A 17,861-nucleotide genomic window follows, 5' to 3' on the forward strand; every position below is an offset into this window, starting at 1 on the left:
GTGTTGTGATGCGGCGCTACCGTGCCTACAGCGAGCTGGGGAGGATGCCGTGGGCGCGGGGCGCGCGTTGGGGTTGTTGCTGGGCGTGGCCGCGGACGCGGTGTTCGGTGATCCACGCCGATTTCACCCGGTAGCGGCATTCGGAAGCTCCGCCGCGGCCCTGGAGAAGCGCGTGTACGCGGACTCCCAGGCCGCCGGCGTCGCGTACTCGGCCGTCCTGGTCGGCGGCACCGTGGCCCTCGGCGTGGCCGTGGAACGCGTGGCCCGCCGCCACTGGCTGACCCAGGCGCTGGCCACGGGCGTGGCGACGTGGGCGGTGCTCGGCGGCCGTTCGCTGGCCGTGGAGGGCACGTCGATGGGCCGTGAACTGGCGGAGGGCGACCTCGACGCCGCGCGGGACCGCTTGCCTTCCCTGTGCGGCCGTGACCCGTCACGTCTGGACACGTTGGGTTTGGCCCGCGCGACCGTGGAATCCGTGGCGGAGAACACATCCGACGCCGTCGTGGCGCCGTTGTTCTGGGGCGCTGTCGCCGGCGTTCCGGGCCTGCTGGGCTACCGCGCGGCCAACACGCTGGACGCGATGGTCGGCCACAAGTCCCCGCGCTACCAGCGTTTCGGCTGGGCCTCCGCACGCCTGGACGACCTGCTGAACCTGCTGCCCTCCCGCTTGGCCGCGCTGCTGACCGTCGGCGGCGCCCCCGTGGTGGGCGGATCGGCAACGCAGGCGCTGGAAACGTGGCGCCGCGACGCCTCAGCCCACCCGTCACCCAACGCGGGCCAGGTCGAAGCGGCGTTCGCCGGGGCGTTGGAGATCAGGCTGGGCGGCCGGACCGTCTACTCGCACGGCGTCGAAGAGCGCCCGGTGATGGGCCACGGCCGCAACCCGGACTCAGGTCACGTGACGCGAGCCGTGGAGCTGTCCCGAGTCGTCGGCTTCGGCGCCGGCGTCGTCAGCGCCTTCATCGCTCTCTTCCGCAAGTAGCTCGGCGATCGACTTCTTGCGCTTGGTTCCTTCGTGGAGCACGCCACCCGGCCGCGCCTCGCGAATGGTGAAGTACAGCCAGCCGCCGACCGCCATGACCCCGAACGCGATCCACTGCAGCGCGTAGGAGAAGAACGGCCCGGACTCGATCCGGGGCAGCGGCAGCACGTCGAGCGCACCCGGCTGGTTCTCGATCAGCTGGTAGTAGCCGGGCTCGATGTCGTTGCCGACGGCCTTGTTGCTGATCGAGTAGATCTGTTTCCGGCCGTCCTGCTCGAACGCGGGCTGCTCGTTCGACTCGTTGGGCCTGGCGAGCCCGATGAGCGTGACCTCGCCGGTCGGCGGTGCGTCGAAGTTCGGCGGCTTGATGCCGTTGACGGGCCTGACGTACCCGCGGTCGACGAGGACGGTGTGGCCGGTGGTCGTCCTGAACGGCGTGATGACCTCGAACGCGGCCTCGCCCTGGACCGTGCGGAGTCTGGCGAGGGCTTCCAGTTCGGGGACGTAACGGCCCTTGAGCTCGACCTTCTGCCACTCGTCGTGCTGGGCGCCGAACGGCACGGGGTCGCTCTTCAGCGACTTGGTGATGGCGGAGTTCTGCGCCTGACGCTCGTCGTTGCGGCCGAACTGCCACGGCGACAGGAAGTAGATGCAGGCACCCGCGAACACCCAGACGGCCAGGGTCAGGGCGAGCCAACCCGGCTTGAGGAGGAACTTGAACCGCACGTCTTCACGGTAGTTGCGTGAGCTGGACCTCGTGGAACTGGGTCACGACCAGCCGCGGGTCGATGCGGACAGCTCATCCGCCGCAGCACGTCGAAGCCGGTCGTCCAGACGCTTGTACTCGATCAGCGATGTGGCTTCGACTTCGGAGTCTTCGCCGCGCCTGATCGTGCCGGCCTCCAGCAAGTCGATCACGTACGCGCGGGACACGTTCAGCAGGTCAGCGGCCTGCTGAACCGTCAACTGAGGATCTGCGCGCACACGGTCAGCATCGGTCCGATCCGCTGCGGGCACAATGCGTTATCGGCTGAGCTGGACCTCGTGGAACCGGGTAACGAACCCCTCACCCTCGGGGCTCGCCGCCATCACCCCGACCTTGGTCTCCACCCCGGGCGGGAAGTAGGCCTTCCGCAGCACGTGGACCGGCGGCTCGCCGTCCACCCCGTACCGCACCCACACCGCGTCACCCTTGCGCTCCGCCGACACCGTGAACCGCTCGAACGGCGAGACCAGCGCCAGGTTCCAGTCCGAGAACCCGCGCGTCACGACTGTGCTGGCCTGCTGCTTCCCGTCGAACACCTCGACCCCGGCCTTGATCCAGTTCTCGCCGTCGGCCAGCAGCCCGACGCCGGCGTGGTCGTACTGCGCCGCGTACTCGCCGCTGAAGGTCGCCGTGATGGTGAAGTCGCCGGTCAGCGACACCCCGAACAGGTGGCCGTTGTCGCGGATCACGCCGTTGCCGGTGAGGCGCCAGAAGTCCGACGACGGGTCGGCGTGCACGGTCAGGGGGTCGGTCGACCACTTCTGCGGCTCGTTCAGCCAGGTCCAGCCGGTGAGGTCCATGACGATCATCCTCGCAAAGCGGCTCGGGCGGCGGCCACGGCCTGCGCGCGGTATCCGCCGCCGAACAGGACCGCGTGCACGAGCAGCGGGAACAGCTGGTGCAGCGGCACGCGTGCCTGCCAGCCGTCGGCGAGCGGTGCCACCTCCTGGTAGGCGCCGAGGACGTGGTCCAGGAACGGGCAGCCGAAGAGCTGGAGCATCGCGAGGTCGGTCTCGCGGTGGCCGCCGTGCGCGGCCGGGTCGACCAGCCACACCTGGCCGTCGGCGCCCCACAGGACGTTGCCGCTCCACAGGTCGCCGTGCAACCGCGCGGGTGGTTCCGGCGGGCCGGTCAGCGACGTGATGCGTGCGCACACCTCGCTCACGTCGATGCCCGCTCGCCGGGCGTACGGCTCGATTCGCTGTGATGCGAACCACTCGGGCCACGACGGCGCGGGGTCGTTGACCATCGGGGCCGTGCCGATGGTCGCTTCACGGGGGCCGCCGGGCGGGGGAGCGCCGAACGCGGGAGCGCCGGCGAGGTGCAGAGCGGCGAGACGGCGTCCGAAGGTCACGGCTGCCTGAAGATCTGGCGTGCCGTGCGGGATTTCGTCAATGACCAGCAGACCGTCGTCCGCCGAGTGCACGAACGGAACGGGCGGGTCTCCTTCGACGCGCAACCACCGCAGGCCGGCCGCCTCGGCAGCCGTGGCCTGCGGTGACTGCTGCTTCGTCCTCACAGCTGCTCGCGCACCCACGCGATCAGCCCCGGCATCGCCGCCTCGATCATGACCAGCACGTCCGTGAACCCCGTGTCGTCGCCGTAGTACGGATCCGGCACGTCCACGCCGTCGGCGTCCGGGTCGAACGAACGGAGCAGCCGGACGCGGTCGGGATCGGCCATCCGGCGCAACGAGCGGGCGTGGCCGGTGTCGAGGGCCACCAGCAGATCGGCGTCCAAGTGCAGCTCGGAGACCTGGGCGGCGACGTGGTCCGTGGGGTATCCGTTGTCCGCCAACGTCTTCAGCGCGCGGGGGTCGGCCGGGTCGCCGACGTGCCACCCACCGGTCCCCGCGCTGGACACGGTGACGAAAGACGACAATCCTTCCCGCGACAGCCATTCGCGGAACACGAGCGCGGCCATGGGGGACCGGCAGATGTTGCCGGTGCAGACAAAGGCGACCTTCACGCGCCACACGGTAACGCTCAACCGCTGTCGCAAGATGTACGGACAAACGACATGGAGGCCGCCCATGCAGACAGGTACCGACGTGCCCCCGCAACGGGAGATCATCGGGTGCACCGACGCCCTCGGGCGCCGTCGTGCGTTCGAGGTGTACCTCAACGAGAAGGGTCGCGTCTGCTTCCGCACCCCGCCCGGTGAGTCGGCGCAGCTCGACGCGTTCCAGCTGGACGAGCTGATCAGCCACCTCACCGAGCTCCGCCGCTACATGCAGTGACGCGGTGCTCTGAGCTGGTCGCCTAGTATCTCGGCGATGACCAGCCCAGACCTGCGCCACCACGGTGACGTCGACGCCGCACCAGGCCTCGCCGACTTCGCCGTCAACGTGCGGGTGCCGCACCCGCCCGGTTGGCTGCGCGACCGGCTGGCCGCGGCGCTCGACGGACTCGGGCGTTACCCCTCGAAGCAGGCCGAAGAGCGCGCGCGTGAGGCCGTCGCACGCCGCCACGGGCGCTCGCCTGACGAGGTTCTGCTGCTCAACGGTGCCGCCGAGGGCTTCGCGCTGCTGCCGAAGCTCTCGCCGCGCTGTGCCGCGATCGTCCACCCCGGCTTCACCGAGCCCGAGGTGGCATTCCGCGACGCCGGAATTCCGGTGGAACACGTGCTGCTCAGCGGCGACTTCCGGCTGGGTGACGTGCGGTCGGACGCCGACCTCACCGTCATCGGCAACCCGACCAACCCCACGTCGGTTCTGCACGAGGCCACGAAGCTCAAGACCCTGCCCGGCCGCCTGGTCGTCGACGAGGCGTTCATGGACGCGGTGCCGGGCGAACCGGAGTCGCTCGCGCACGACCCGCACGTGCTGGTGCTGCGCAGCCTCACCAAGACCTGGGGCCTCGCGGGGCTGCGCGCCGGCTACTTCCTCGGCGACCCCGAGACCCTCGGAAAGCTCGCGCACGGCCGTCCGCACTGGCCCGTCGGCAGCCTGACGCTGGAAGCGATCACCGCCTGCTGCGAGCCGGAGGCGCTGGAGGCCTCGAAGCGGTTCGCGCTGGAGGGCGCCACCCACGCGGCGTACGCGTTGGAGCAGCTCCAAGACCTCGTCGTTATTGCACCGAACGGGCCGTTCCTGCTGGTCAGGGCGCCGAGGGGTGCACGGGAAGCGTTGCGGGACAAGGGGATCGCGGTGCGGCGCTGCGACACGTTCCCCGGACTCGACGACACGTACCTGCGCGTCGCGATCCGGCCGCCGGAGGAGTTCGCGGTGTTCGTGGACGCGCTGCGGGTAGTGATGGAGGAACTCGCGTGAAGCTCGCCGACGTGATCGCGGTGCTGGAGGCCGCGTATCCGCCGAAGACCGCCGAGCAGTGGGACGCGGTGGGCCTGGTCTGCGGTGATCCGCAGGAAGAGGTCACGAAGGTCCTGGTGTGCGTCGACCCGACGTCGTCCACTGTGGACGAGGCGGTCGAGGTGGGCGCGCAGCTCGTGCTCGCGCACCACCCGCTGCTTCTGCGCGGTGTCAACGGGGTTCCCGCCGACGACCCCAAGGGCGCGTTGGTGCACAAGCTGATCCGCAACGGTGCCGCCCTGTACTGCGCGCACACCAACGCGGACAGCGCGCTGCCCGGTGTGTCGGACGCCCTCGCGAAGGCCATCGGCCTGAACGTCACCGGACCGCTCGAACCGGCGGAACCGTCAGGCGACACCGGCGCCGGCCGCATCGGCGAGCTGGCGGAGGCCGAACCGCTGAAGGTCTTCGCCCAGCGCGTGGCCGACGCGTTGCCCGCGACCGTGCAGGGCGTGCGGGCGGCGGGCGACCCCGAACGCCTGGTCAGGCGGGTCGCGGTGTGCGGCGGCGCGGGCGACAGCTTCCTCGGCCTGGTGAAGAGCGCCGGGGTCGACGCGTACGTGACGGCCGACCTGCGGCACCACCCGGCGAGCGAGCACGTCGAGTCCGGCGGCCCCGCGTTGGTCGACGTGGCGCACTGGGCCAGCGAGTGGCCGTGGTGCGAGCAGGCGGCGGAGATCCTGCGCGACGCGTTCGGCGGTAGGGTCGACGTACTCGTCTCCACCCGCCGGACCGATCCGTGGACCGTCGGCGCGGCGAGTTCAGCAGCAGGAGGACATGCGTGAAAGCCGATCCCGCAGTGCAGCGCAGGCTGCTCGACCTCGCCGCGGTCGACGCCGAACTGGCACGTGTCACGCACCGTCGCCGCACGCTGCCGGAGATCGCGGAGATCGCGGACGCCGAGCAGCAGGTGCGCACGAAGCAGGACGCGCTGGTGGCCGTCGAGACGACGCTCGGTGACCTCGACCGCGACGTGAAGCGCCAGGAGACCGAGATCGACCAGGTCCGCGCCCGCGGGGAGCGCGACCGCAAGCTGATGCAGTCCGGTTCGGTCGGCGCCAAGCAGCTCACCGACCTGGAGCACGAGCTGGCGACCATCCAGCGCCGCCAGGGCGTCCTGGAGGACGACCTCCTGGAGCTCATGGAACGCCGCGAGGCCGTCGAGGCCGACGCCTCCTTCGCCCGCGTCGAGCTGGACAAGGCCCGCGAGACCCTGGAAGGCGCGACCGGCCGCCGTGACGCGGCCCTCGCCGACCTGGAGTCGACCGAGACCAAGCGCACCGCGGACCGCGCGTTGATGGCCAAGGGCTTCCCGGACGACCTGCTGAAGCTCTACGACCGTCAGCGCGAGCAGCGCGGCATCGGCGCGGCCCTCATCCAGTCCCGCCGCTGCGGCGCGTGCCGGATCGAGCTGGACCGCAGCGCCGTGTCGAAGCTCAAGGAGGCGGCGGCCGACGAGGTCGTGCGGTGCGAGGAGTGCGGCGCGATCCTGGTCCGCACCACGGAGTCGGGTCTTTAGAGTCTTCGTAACGGCGGACGGAACTCTGCGATCATCCCGTCGTGACAGCCGGTAAGAGTCGGGCGTGGTGGGTGGCCGGCGGTGCCGTTGTCTGCGGCGGCGCCGTGTGGGCGTTGCTGCAGTTCGGCGTCCCGGTGTTCCTGTCCGACCAGAACCACCCGGCCCGGCCGGCCCTGGAAGCGTCGAGCTGGATCGCCGGCATCGCCAGCCTGCTCGTCGCCCTCGTGGCGTTGATCGTGGCGCTGCGCCAAGGCGGCTCCAGCACCCCGGCAGCCACCCACGGCGGAATCGTCTTCACCGGCAACGTCACCGGCGGCTCCGGCTCAGGCCCGACCACCGGCGTTCACGTCGAACACCCACCGGACCCTCCCTCGCCGGCGCGGCCCCAGCCCTAGCCACGCCGGCCACGCCGAGGGCCTCGTTCGCCGGCAGCGTGACCGGTGCAACCGCGGTAGGCGTCGTGCAGGGCGACCTGGTCTTGGGCGGAGCAGCGGTCCCGGACGTGTCGTCCGTTCAGGTGTCGCCCGCGTTGAGCAGGTTCCCCGCCAGCACCGACCAGTTCGTCGGCAGGTCCACCGAACTGCAGCGCCTGGACGACGCCCTGGCGCACTCGGGCCGCGCCGCCGTCGTGGCGGTGCACGGCCTGGGCGGCGTCGGCAAGAGCACGCTCTCCTCCGAGTTCGTCCGCCTGCACGCTCGCCGCTACAGCGTCGTCTGGTGGATCACCGCCGACTCGCCGACCGCGATCGACACGGGCCTGGCCGACATGGTGACCACCTTCGCCCCTCAGGCCGCGGACCTCCCGCTGGAGCAACGCACGGAGCTCGCCGTGCAGTGGCTCGCCACCCACGACGGCTGGCTGCTGGTGCTCGACAACCTGACCACGCCGGGCGACGTGGCGGGCCTGCTCGAACGCGTCCGCTCCGGCGCGGTCCTGATCACCAGCAGGCAGGGCACGGGCTGGCGCGGCGTGACGACCGTGTCGTTGGACGTGCTGTCGCCACAGCAAGCCGAGGAACTGCTCTCCAAGATCGTGCGGCTGGACTGGCCTTCTGCGGACTTGACCGGTGCTCCGGAGTTGTGCGAGGAGCTGGGCTGGCTGCCGCTGGCCGTCGAGCAGGCTGCCGCGTACATCGGCCAGGCCCACATCACGCCAGCCGACTACATGCAGCTGCTCAAGCGCTATCCAGCCCGGATGTTCACCGCGACCGCCGAGGGTGGCGATGCCCAGCGCACGATGGCACGGGTCTGGCGCGTGACGTTGGACCGCCTCGTGGACACCCCGATGGCCGGACGATTGTTGCGGCACCTTGCTTGGTACGCGCCGGACGGCATTCCGCGTTCCTTCCTGTCGTCGCAGTTCGAGGAGCCGGACCTGACGGAGGCGCTGGGCAGGCTGGCCGCGCACAGCATGATCACGCTCGGCGCTGACACGATCTCGGTGCATCGACTGATCCAGGCGGTCTCCCGGACGCCAGACCCTGATGATCCTCATCGGTTGCCGGAGGACGTCGCAGCGTCCCGCGATGCCGTCTGGACTTGCCTCGCGGACGTCCTGGATGGCCATGGGCCCGAAGACCCTGCGGCCTGGCCTGTCTACCGGCTGGTTCTGCCCCACGCCCGAGCGATCTTCAACCACACGAACGCGGACGGTGATCCCCGGACGGCTTGCTGGGTTCTGAACGAGCTGGCCGTCTACGTCGCTAGCCAGTGGGATGTTCTGACATCCGTCAGCTACAAGGTCCGTTCCCTGAGCGGTTATGAACGTCTCTGCGGCACCGAAGATCCGCACACGCTGATTCTGCGGAACAACCTGGCATTGGACTACAAGTCGATGGGTGATCTGGACCAGGCGATCCCCCTGTTCGAGTCGGTCGTCGCTGACTCCAGGAGAGTGCTGGGTGCTGACCACCCGAACACGCTGACCGCGCGCAGCAACCTCGCAGGTGGTTACGAGGACATCGGTGACTGGGCCAAAGCGATTCCGCTGATGGAGTCCGTGCGTGCTGATCAGGCGAGGGTGCTGGGTCCTGATCATCCGCAGACGCTGCGATCGATGAACAACCTGGCATGTGCCTACCTGGCGGCTGGTGATCTGGTCCAGGCGATTCAGCTGCTCGAGACCAATTTTGCTGACTACGAGCGGGTTCTGGGGGTCGACCACCCGAGGACGTTCTTGGCGCGAAGCAACCTGGCCTGTGTGTACTCAGAGGTCGGTGAGCCGGATCGCGCTGCTCTCCTGCACGAGGCGGTCTTGCACGCCCGGAGTCGGGTGCTGGGATCGGAACACCCGGACACGCTGACGTCGGCCGTGAACCTCGCGACTGCTCAAGCGTCGGTCGGCGATGCGGAGCGAGCGATTCCGCTGCTGGAGTCGACCCTCGCAACCTGCGAGCGGGTGCTGGGGCCTGACCACAAGTTGACCGGAGTTGTGCGTGACCGTCTGAGCAAGGTTTTGGAAAAGTTTTAGAACCCGCTCAAATCCCAGGTGAGCGGCTTTTAGAAGCCGCTTGAGCTTTCTTTCAGTCACCCCCGCCAAGCTTCTCTCATCGCAAGGAACAAACCGATGAGAGAAACTGGTGGGGGAAATGAAGAACGTTCTCGGTCGCATCATCGCAGCCTCGCTCATCACCGGAATCGCGTTGACCGGCAGCCAGATGGCCGCCTCCGCGGGTGAGCTTCCGGCCGGCGCCGACCGGATCGCGATCCTCCAGGACGGCACGCTGTCGGCCAAGGAAGGCAGCCTCTTCTCCTCCTGGACCACGCTGCAGGGCGACGTGCAGAAGTTCGAGGTCGCGGGCAACCTCGTCGGCGCCCTGAACACCGACGGCACGCTGCACGTGAAGGAGGGGTCGCTCGGCGCCACCTGGACCGAGCAGGCCCGGAACGTCAAGGACTTCCGCCTGTCGAGCAACCGCATCGCGGTCCTGCGCACCGACGGCACGCTGGCCGTCAAGGAAGGCGTGTTCGGCGCGTTCGTCGAGCAGGCGGCGAGCGTCACGGACTTCGAGGTGACCAACAACCGCGTCGGCATCGTCACGACGGACGGGAAGGCGCACGTCAAGCAGGGTGACCTCTACTCGGCGTGGACCCAGCAGGCGTCGGGCGTCAAGGACCTCGAGCTGACCGGCACCCGCGTCGCTGTCCTGCGCACCGATGGCACCGCCGCGGTCAAGGACGGCCTGACCGGCGCGTTCGTGGAGCAGGCGAGCGGCGTCGGGGACCTGGAGCTGTCCGGTGACCGCATCGGCGTCGTGTCGGACGGCGGGGAGGCCCTGGTCAAGGAGGGCCTGTTCGGTGCCTGGTCGCAGCAGGCGTCGAACGTCAAGCACCTGGAGCTCGCCGGTGACCGCGTCGCCGTGCTGTTCACCGACGGCACCGCGGCCGTGAAGGCCGGTTCGCAGTCATTCGTCAACCAGGCCTCCGGTGTTCAGCAGATCGGCCTCGCCGCACCCTCCGCGTGAATCAGAAATCCCGTTCAAAAGCTTCCTCGAAACTCTCCCGAGCAATTCCGGCAAGGAGCCGATGATGTCCACGATCAAGAACGTTCTCGCCCGACTCACTGCAGCGACACTCGTCACCGGAATCGCGCTCACCGCGATGCAGACCAGCGCCTCCGCGGGTGAGCTTCCGTCCGGCAACCACCGCATCGGAGTGCTCAGCAACGGCGCTCTCCAGGTCAAGGAGGGAAACCTCTACGCCAGTTGGGTCCAGGAGATGGGAGGTGGGGTCGAGAAGTTCGACATCGCCGGTGACCGCATCGGTGTCCTCACGACCGACCACAAGCTCTTCGTCAAGCAGGGCAACCTCTGGGAGAGCTGGACCGAGCAGGCCCAGAACGTCAAGGACTTCCGCCTGACCGGCAGCCGCATCGGCGTGCTGCGCGACGACTCCACCGTCGCGGTGAAGGAAGGCGACCTCAACGCCACGTGGGTCGAGCAGACCAGCGGCGTGAAGGACCTGGAGCTGTCCGGCAACCGCATCGGCGTCGTGTTCGACAGCGGCCTCGCCACGGTGAAGGAGGGCACCCTCCACTCGTCGTGGGTGAACCAGATGGACGGCGTCGCCGACCTGGAGCTCTCCGCGGACCGCGTGGGCGTCCTGCGCACCAACGGCACCGTCGCGGTGAAGGAGTCCAACCTCTGGTCGAACTGGGTCGAGCAGATCGGCAACGTCAAGAAGCTCGAACTGTCCGGCTCGATGATCGGTGTCGTCACGAACGACGGCCTGGCCACGGTGAAGGAGGGCAACCTCTACGCGACGTGGGTCAACCAGACCTCGGACGTGGCCGACCTCCAGATCGCCGGTGACCGGATCGGCGTCCTGACCACCGGTGGCGTCGTGACCGTCAAGGAGGGCGGCCTCTACGGCTCGTGGGTCAACCAGTACGGCGGCGCGCAGAGCTTCCGGCTGGCCGCGGCCACCTCGAACCAGGGCGGGCAGCACGTCTCGCAGCAGGACATCGTCAACATCTACGGTTCCGCCTACGCCACCGACACCGTGGCGGCCGGCCTGCCGGACCTGAACGCGGAGATGCAGGCGGCGGGCATCACCTCGCCGACGCGCAAGGCGGCGTTCCTCGCGACCCTCAAGCACGAGAGCGGTTTCCGCTACAACGCCGGTGAGGCCGGCAACGGCGCCGTCTACAAAGGACGCGGCTTCATCCAGCTGACCGGTGACTTCAACTACCGCGCGGCGGGCAACTACCTCGGCCACGACTTCCTGAGCCACCCTGAGGACGCCGCGAAGGTCGAGTGGAGCGCCAAGATCGCCCGCTGGTACTGGACCGTCGCCCGCAACATCAACGCCTCCGCGGACGCCTACGACATGGGCGGCGTCGGCCGTGCGATCGGTTACTCGTACGACCTCGACCCGACCGAGTCGCTGAACCGTTGCGCCTCCTACAAGAAGGCCCTCGCCTACTTCAACGGCGGCTCGCTCCCCGTCGCCGAGAGCTCCATCAAGTGCACCCGCTGACCCCCTTCCCCCTGAGCCTCCAGGAGATCACCATGTCCACGACCACCGCCAAGCGCACCGTCACCGCCGTCCTCGCCGCCTCCGTCCTCGCCCTGCTCGGCATCATCCCCGCCAGCGCCGACACCCGCACCGACGTCCGCGACCTCGCCGCCGCGAACCTCGGCAAGGGGGTCTGCAGCACGAACAGCCTGGGCGGTCAGGGATTCATGGACAGCTGCTACTACAAGCACGCCTGGTGCGCCGACTTCGCGAGATGGGTCTGGGGCAGCCGCGGCCTGAACGCCGACCGGCTCAGCGCGGCGGCGGGCAGCTTCTACCTCTACGGCCAGCAGAACGGCACGCTGCACACCGACTCGAACTACGTCCCGCAGATCGGTGACGCCGTGGTCTTCAACTACTACGGTGCCGGCCGGGCCGACCACGTCGCTCTCGTCGACGCGGTGAACTCCAACGGCACGATCCGCACCATCAACGGCAACTTCGGCAGCACCCCGACCACGTCCTCGGTCCAGTTCGCCACCGGCGGCGGCCGCGTCGGCCAGTCGGTCGCCGGCCAGACCATCTCCGCGTTCATCAGCCCGGTCGGGGCCGGAACCACTCGTCCGACCGTCTCCCGCATCGGCGTCCGCTTCAACGACTCCTCGGTGCACGTCAAGGAGGGCAACCTCTACGACGGCTGGCTCAACGAGTACAGCGGCGGTGTGGTGAAGTCCGAAGTGGACGGTGACATGATCGGTGTCCTGACCACGTCCGGTGACCTGTTCGTCAAGCAGGGCAACCTCTACGAGACCTGGTACAACCAGACCGGCGGCGTGAAGGACTTCTCGCTGGAGTCGTCGAAGGGCCGCGTGGGCATCGTGCGCACCGACGGCACGGTGGCGGTGAAGGAGGGCGGTCCGCAGGGCTCCTGGGTCGAGCAGATGGGCAACGCCAAGGAGGTCGAACTTTCGGGCGACTACCTGGGTGTGGTCAGCAACGACGGCACCGCGTACGTGAAGAAGGGCAACCTCTACGAGTCCTGGACGACGCAGCTCGGTGACGTCGCCGACCTGGAGATCGCGGCTGACCGGATCGGAGCGCTGCGCACCAACGGTTCGCTCACCGTCAAGGACGGCGGCCTCTACGGCTCGTGGGTCGAGCAGACCAGCAACGTCAAGGACTTCGACCTCTCCGGCGACTACATCGGTGTCGTGTTCAACGACGGCCTGGCCACGGTGAAGCAGGGCACCCTCTACGCGGGCTGGATCAACCAGCTGGGCTCCGCGAAGGCCATCGAGGTCGACGCCAAGGCCGGACGCATCGGCGTCCTGACCGACAACGGCGCGCTGACCGTGAAGGAAGGCGGCCCGTACGGCTCCTGGGTCAACCAGACCAGCGGCGTCGCGGACTTCCAGCTGACCAACTACTGATTCCAACCGAACTGATTCCAACCGAACGCGAAGAGGGGCCGTCACCGCGACGGCCCCTCTTCGCGTGGGCCGAATGCCCTATTGCGTGCACGGCGAGCGGCGCTACGTTCGAGTGGCAGGACCGCTTCCGGCGAAATGGGGATGGAGCCGAGCGGCAGTTGTGCGGGCCTCTGCGCGTCCGCACCTGGGGGAATCGGGGGAGCCCGATGAGGGCTACTTGTGCTGTCTTGCTCACGGGCGTGCTGGTGCTGTCCAGCGCGCCCTTCTCGGCGGCCGCGGCGGCCGCGATCGACAGACCCGTGGCCGAGCTGTTCGGCGCCCAGCCGAGCTTCGGCATGGCGGGCGACGGGGTCAACACCGCCACCGGCAACGTCACGCGCACGTCGGTCGACCTGCGCTTCGGGCCGCTCGCGCTGACTCGCACCTACAACTCGCTCGACCGCTCCGACCGTGCTCTCGGCGTGGGCTGGAGCACCACCTACAGCGCGCATCTCGTGCTGGGTGATGACGGATCGGTTGCATACCACGGGGACGACGGGCGGGTACTCACGTTCGTGCCCGGCGACGGTGGCGGTTTCCGGCGGCCGCAGGACCTCGACGCGGATCTGCGGCGCGAGGCCGACGGCCGTTTCTCGTTGCGGGACAACCGGGGCGGCAGTTGGACGTTCGACACCTCCGGCAAGCTGCAGGAGGTCGCGGCCGAAGGCGAACGGACGTCGCTGGGCCGCGACGGGGAGGGCAGGCTGACGTCGGTCGCGCACTCCGGTGGCGAGCGGCTGACCTTCGCCTACGACGCGGGCCGCCTCACGAAGGTCGAGTCCGGTGACGGACGCGCGGTGAAGTACGACTACTCGCCGGAGGGCAGGCTCGCCGCCGCAACGTCACCGGAAGGTGCGGTGGCGCGGTACGAGTACACGCCGGCCGGACGTCTTTCGGCCGTGTTCGACGCCGAGGGCAGGCGCGTCGTCGCGAACGTCTACGACGAGCGGGATCGCGTGCGGCATCAGGACTTCGTGGCAGGGGGAGGAATCGACCTCGCCTACGACGACCCGAACGCCATCACGACGGTCTCCAGCACCAGCAACGGTGCCCGCGCCGTCTACCAGCACTCCAACGCCGGCCGGTTGGTCAAGGCCACCGACCCGGCCGGCAAGTCGGTGAGTCAGTCGTTCGACGACAACGGCCGGCTCGTCGAGGTGGTCGCGCGCGGCGGGGCGAAGGTCCAGCTCGGCTACGACGGACGCGGCAACGTCGTGCGGCGCACGACGGGGGAGACCACGACGTCGTTCTCCTACGACGACCGCGACCGTCTGACCAGCGCGACCGACGCGGGGCAGGGCACCACGCGGTACGAGTACGCGGGCGAGAGCCGGGTCCCGTCCGCGGTGACCGACCCCAACGGTGCCACGACCAGGAACACCGTCGTGGACGGGCTGATCACCGAGACCGTGGACCCCGCCGGCAGCAAGACCGCGTTCGGCTACGACGCCGGACGCCGGCTCACCTCGGTCACCGACGGCCTCGGGCAGGCCACGAAGTTCGGCTACGACGCCGCCGGACGGCGCACCAGCACGACTTCGCCGCAAGGCCGGGTGTCCACAGTGGAGTACGACGTCGCCGGCCGGATCACCGCGCAGGTGACCCCGTCCGGCAAGGTGACGCGCAACCGGTACAGCGGATCCGGGCTGCTGCAGGACACGACCGATCCCGCCGGCGGCGTCACGGCCCACGCCTACGACGGCGCGGGTCAGCGCATCGCCACCACGGACCCGTTGGGGCGCAAGAGCACCTTCACCTACGACGGTGACGGCAACGTCGCGACGAGCACCGATCCGGGCGGCGCGGTGAGCAAGTACGGCTACGACCAGTTCGGCCGGCTCAGCACCTCGACCGCGCCCACCGGTGCGGTGGTGCGCTACTCCTACGACGCCGACGGCAGGCAGTCCGAACGCGCCGAGCCCGCCGGCACCGTGGTGACCGGCTACGACGACCGCGGCAACGTCATCTCCACCACCGACGCCGCGGGACGGACGACGCGGTACGCCTACGACGCCCGCAACCGCGAGATCAGCCGCACGGACCCGACCGGGGCGGTGTGGCGGACCGGCTACGACGCCGCCGGGCACGTGACGTCGCGGACGGACCCGCTGGGCGCCGTGACGAAGTACGAGTACGACGCCGCCGGCCGGCTGACAGCCGTGATCGACCCGCTCGGCAACAGGACCGAGTACCGCTACGACGCGGCCGGACGTCTGACCGAGACCCTCGACCCCGAGGGCGGTGTCACGCGCAACACCTACGACGCCGACGGGCGCAGGGTCGCGCAGACCACGCCCGCTGGACTGATGACCCGCTTCACCTACGACGCCGACGGACGGGTTCTGACCGTCACCGGCCCGCGGGGCGGCGTGACGAAGTACGAGTACTCCGCACGGGGTGACCTGATCACCACGACGAGCGCCACCGGCGCGGTCCGGCGCACCGAGTACGACGCCGCCGGGCAGATGATCGCCGCGGTCGACCCCAACGGCGGCCGCACCGGCTACGGCTACGACCCGGCGGGGAACCTGACCTCCCTGACGGACCCGAAGGGCGCGACCACGAAGTTCGCCTACGACTCGGCTGGCAGGCAGACCTCGTCGACGGATCCGCTGGGACGCACCACGAAACGCGAGTACGACGCGTCCGGCAACCTCGTCGCGGTCACCGAACCGGACGGCAAGGTGCTGCGCATGGAGTACGACGCCGTCGGTGAGCTGGTCAAGCGCAGCGCGGGCGACGGTTCGGTGGTGTCCTTCGGCTACGACGCGGCCGCACGCCGCACGTCCATGACCGACGGCACCGGCAAGCACGAGTACGGCTACGACGCGGCCGGCCGGCTGACCACCGTCACCGAGCCCGACGGCGCGAAGTTCACCTCGTCCTACGACGCCGCCGGCCGCAGGACCGCGGTGCAGTACCCGGACGGGCTGAAGATCGACTACCGGTTCGACCGCAACAGCAGGCTCGTCGGGTTGAAGGACCCGAAGGCGGGCGAGGTGAAGTACGCGCTCGACGCCGACGGCAGGCTGGTCGCGGAGGACCTTCCGGGCAAGTGGGCGCGGAAGTACGCCTACACCGGAGGTCTGCTGACGCGGTACGAGGAGTCGGGGCCCGGCAGCTCGGCGCGGGTGACCGCGTTCACCAGGGACGCCGACGGCCGCGTGCTCACGGAGACCGAGGGCAGGGGCCACGACCTCGACGCCGAGGGCAACCCCGTGCGCGAGTACCGCTACGACCCGGCCGGGCAGCTGCTTTCGGTGGGCGGCAAGCACGTCGAACCGCTGCGGGCCACCTACGACCCGGCGGGCAACCGCACCAGTGTCGTGCGCGGCAAGACCACCACGAAGCTCACCTACGACGCGGCCGACCAGCTGACCGCGGCCGAGACCGGCGACCGGCACACCGACTACTCCTACGACTCCGTGGGCAGGCTGCTGGAGAGCCGGGCGGGCGAGAAGTCCGACCGCGGTGAACGGACCACGTTGACCTACAACGGTTTCGGCCTGCTGGTGGGGTCCGCGACGACGCGGCACCACAAGACCGAGCGCACGCAGGCGACCTACAACGGTGACGGCCTCTTGGTCGCGCTCACGCAGTCCGAGGGCGACCAGGACGACAGCGGCAAGCGCCAGCGCACGTCCCGCTACCGGTGGAGCGTGGGCGACCCGGTGCCGCAGGTGCTGACCCAGCGCGAGGACGGCCGGCAGGAGGACGGGAAGAACGAGGAGGCGGACTTCGTCTACGGCTACGGCCGCGTGTTCGCGGACACCCGGCACAAGTCGGCCACGTTCTCCCGCGACGCGTACGGCTCGTCCGTCCGAACAGGACAGACGCACGACTGGGTGCAGGCCGACGGCTACGACGTCTTCGGCGCGCCGCAGAAGGGTGAGGACGCGGACACGTCCAAGCCGGACACGCCGAAGTTCGGCTACCGGGGTGAGCTGGCGCTCGGGCAGGCCGTGTACCTGCGGGCGAGGTTCTACGAGACCGGAACCGGCCGGTTCCTCAGCCGCGACCCCGTGGCGACGAAGGCGGGACAGGCCAACCCGGTGAGCGCCTACGTCTACGGCAACAACGACCCGGTGAACTTCACCGACCCGCTCGGCGAGTGGGCGATCACCGACGCGTTGTTCCGCGCGGTGGCGGCGATCCTGGCGGGCCTGACGCCCAACTGCCCGCCGTCGACCAACGCGATCACCAGGCACGACAAGTGCTTCCAGAACCACGTGTACCGCACCAGGGGCTACATCCCGGAGGACTGCCTCGACGCGGACTACAGCTGCCTGGACGCGCTGTGGCACGGCCGCCAGCCGGAACGGGCCTCGCAGGCGTTCACGATCCACGAGCTGAACGTGCGGCGGCAGAGCGTCTGGGACAACTTCTGGGACAACAGGGGTTTCAGCACGACGATCAGCGAGAACGTCGACTGGGAGGTCGGCCCGCCGGACAACTACATGGACACCTTCCGCATCGACATCGTGACCGAGGAACGCAACATCTACGAGGTCAAGCGCTGGCGCGGACCGGCGACCACGACCGAGGTCAACGCCCAGCTCGGGCACTACCAGTACCTCGCGTTCTGGTACGACAACGTGCACTTCGACCGCGGCCGGGAGCTGATGGACTGGGCGGACACGTACCACGTCAGCGAGGGCTTCTGGGACTTCCTGACCGGCGGCAAGACGATCTACGTCTGGGGTTTGGAGAACCCGGCGGGCCACATCTACTTCGAGGAGAAGGACAAGACCCCGGAGCGGGTGCGCAGCAAGGTGTGGCGGCAGAAGTTCGAGGAGGGGTTCCCGATTCCCGTGCCGATCCCGATTCCCGTCCCCGTGCCGGTCCCGGTGTAGGGCAGG

At 69.3% G+C, this 17,861-nt stretch carries 16 protein-coding genes; 11 read left to right on the plus strand and 5 right to left on the minus strand.

The window, feature by feature from the left end; genetic code table 11:
• The first annotated feature begins 49 nt into the window (after window positions 1–49).
• The gene (locus ACFOWZ_RS01330) at window positions 50–982 is read left to right on the plus strand and encodes a cobalamin biosynthesis protein (protein WP_059362930.1); all 933 of its coding nucleotides are present in this window, start codon (window positions 50–52) and stop codon (window positions 980–982) included.
• On the opposite strand, the gene ACFOWZ_RS01335 is transcribed toward ACFOWZ_RS01330, so the two are convergent.
• The 5 genes from ACFOWZ_RS01335 to ACFOWZ_RS01355 are packed head-to-tail and all read right to left on the minus strand — an operon-like array spanning window position 890 to window position 3,671.
• Window positions 890–1,708 (minus strand): SURF1 family cytochrome oxidase biogenesis protein, encoded by an 819-nt coding sequence (locus ACFOWZ_RS01335; protein ID WP_382367342.1) that lies wholly within the window; start codon window positions 1,706–1,708, stop codon window positions 890–892. The two genes, ACFOWZ_RS01330 and ACFOWZ_RS01335, sit on opposite strands and share 93 nt — an antisense overlap.
• Window positions 1,709–1,750: 42 nt before the next feature.
• The gene (locus ACFOWZ_RS01340) at window positions 1,751–1,948 is read right to left on the minus strand and encodes a hypothetical protein (RefSeq protein ID WP_382367344.1); all 198 of its coding nucleotides are present in this window, start codon (window positions 1,946–1,948) and stop codon (window positions 1,751–1,753) included.
• Between the two features lie 57 nt (window positions 1,949–2,005).
• Window positions 2,006–2,548: a DUF1349 domain-containing protein gene (locus ACFOWZ_RS01345; RefSeq protein WP_382367346.1), complete on the minus strand. Its 543-nt coding sequence runs from the start codon at window positions 2,546–2,548 to the stop codon at window positions 2,006–2,008.
• Between the two features lie 5 nt (window positions 2,549–2,553).
• A complete protein-coding gene (locus tag ACFOWZ_RS01350; RefSeq protein ID WP_382367348.1) occupies window positions 2,554–3,267 on the minus strand; it encodes a fructosamine kinase family protein in 714 nt (237 codons plus the stop codon).
• The gene (locus ACFOWZ_RS01355; protein ID WP_382367479.1) at window positions 3,264–3,671 is read right to left on the minus strand and encodes a low molecular weight protein-tyrosine-phosphatase; all 408 of its coding nucleotides are present in this window, start codon (window positions 3,669–3,671) and stop codon (window positions 3,264–3,266) included. The genes ACFOWZ_RS01350 and ACFOWZ_RS01355 overlap by 4 nt, the downstream gene beginning before the upstream one ends.
• Window positions 3,672–3,780: 109 nt before the next feature.
• Between ACFOWZ_RS01355 and ACFOWZ_RS01360 the strand changes: the two genes are divergently transcribed.
• The 10 genes from ACFOWZ_RS01360 to ACFOWZ_RS01405 all read left to right on the plus strand — a co-directional run bounded on the left by ACFOWZ_RS01360 (window position 3,781) and on the right by ACFOWZ_RS01405 (window position 17,855).
• The gene (locus tag ACFOWZ_RS01360) at window positions 3,781–3,987 is read left to right on the plus strand and encodes a hypothetical protein (protein ID WP_030472678.1); all 207 of its coding nucleotides are present in this window, start codon (window positions 3,781–3,783) and stop codon (window positions 3,985–3,987) included.
• 36 nt (window positions 3,988–4,023) lie between these two features.
• Window positions 4,024–5,019, plus strand: a complete 996-nt coding sequence (gene cobC / locus ACFOWZ_RS01365) for an Rv2231c family pyridoxal phosphate-dependent protein CobC (RefSeq protein WP_382367350.1) — start codon at window positions 4,024–4,026, stop codon at window positions 5,017–5,019.
• Window positions 5,016–5,843: a Nif3-like dinuclear metal center hexameric protein gene (locus ACFOWZ_RS01370; RefSeq protein WP_382367352.1), complete on the plus strand. Its 828-nt coding sequence runs from the start codon at window positions 5,016–5,018 to the stop codon at window positions 5,841–5,843. The genes cobC and ACFOWZ_RS01370 overlap by 4 nt, the downstream gene beginning before the upstream one ends.
• Window positions 5,840–6,577, plus strand: coding sequence for a zinc ribbon domain-containing protein (locus ACFOWZ_RS01375; RefSeq protein WP_382367354.1), 738 nt, complete (start codon window positions 5,840–5,842; stop codon window positions 6,575–6,577). Before ACFOWZ_RS01370 ends, ACFOWZ_RS01375 begins: the two co-directional genes overlap by 4 nt.
• A 41-nt stretch (window positions 6,578–6,618) precedes the next feature.
• A complete protein-coding gene (locus ACFOWZ_RS01380; protein ID WP_382367356.1) occupies window positions 6,619–6,972 on the plus strand; it encodes a hypothetical protein in 354 nt (117 codons plus the stop codon).
• 38 nt (window positions 6,973–7,010) lie between these two features.
• Window positions 7,011–9,047 (plus strand): tetratricopeptide repeat protein, encoded by a 2,037-nt coding sequence (locus ACFOWZ_RS01385; protein WP_382367358.1) that lies wholly within the window; start codon window positions 7,011–7,013, stop codon window positions 9,045–9,047.
• Window positions 9,048–9,165: 118 nt separating this feature from the next.
• Window positions 9,166–10,041: a hypothetical protein gene (locus tag ACFOWZ_RS01390; protein WP_382367360.1), complete on the plus strand. Its 876-nt coding sequence runs from the start codon at window positions 9,166–9,168 to the stop codon at window positions 10,039–10,041.
• 64 nt (window positions 10,042–10,105) lie between these two features.
• Entirely contained in the window at window positions 10,106–11,554 is a 1,449-nt protein-coding gene (locus ACFOWZ_RS01395) for a glycoside hydrolase family 19 protein (protein WP_382367362.1), read from the plus strand.
• 32 nt (window positions 11,555–11,586) lie between these two features.
• Window positions 11,587–12,963 (plus strand): CHAP domain-containing protein, encoded by a 1,377-nt coding sequence (locus ACFOWZ_RS01400; RefSeq protein ID WP_382367364.1) that lies wholly within the window; start codon window positions 11,587–11,589, stop codon window positions 12,961–12,963.
• 206 nt (window positions 12,964–13,169) lie between these two features.
• Window positions 13,170–17,855: a DUF6531 domain-containing protein gene (locus tag ACFOWZ_RS01405; RefSeq protein ID WP_382367366.1), complete on the plus strand. Its 4,686-nt coding sequence runs from the start codon at window positions 13,170–13,172 to the stop codon at window positions 17,853–17,855.
• The last annotated feature ends 6 nt before the right edge of the window (window positions 17,856–17,861 follow it).

The sequence above is a fragment of the Lentzea rhizosphaerae genome, assembly GCF_042649515.1.
Lineage (GTDB): Bacteria > Actinomycetota > Actinomycetes > Mycobacteriales > Pseudonocardiaceae > Lentzea > Lentzea aerocolonigenes.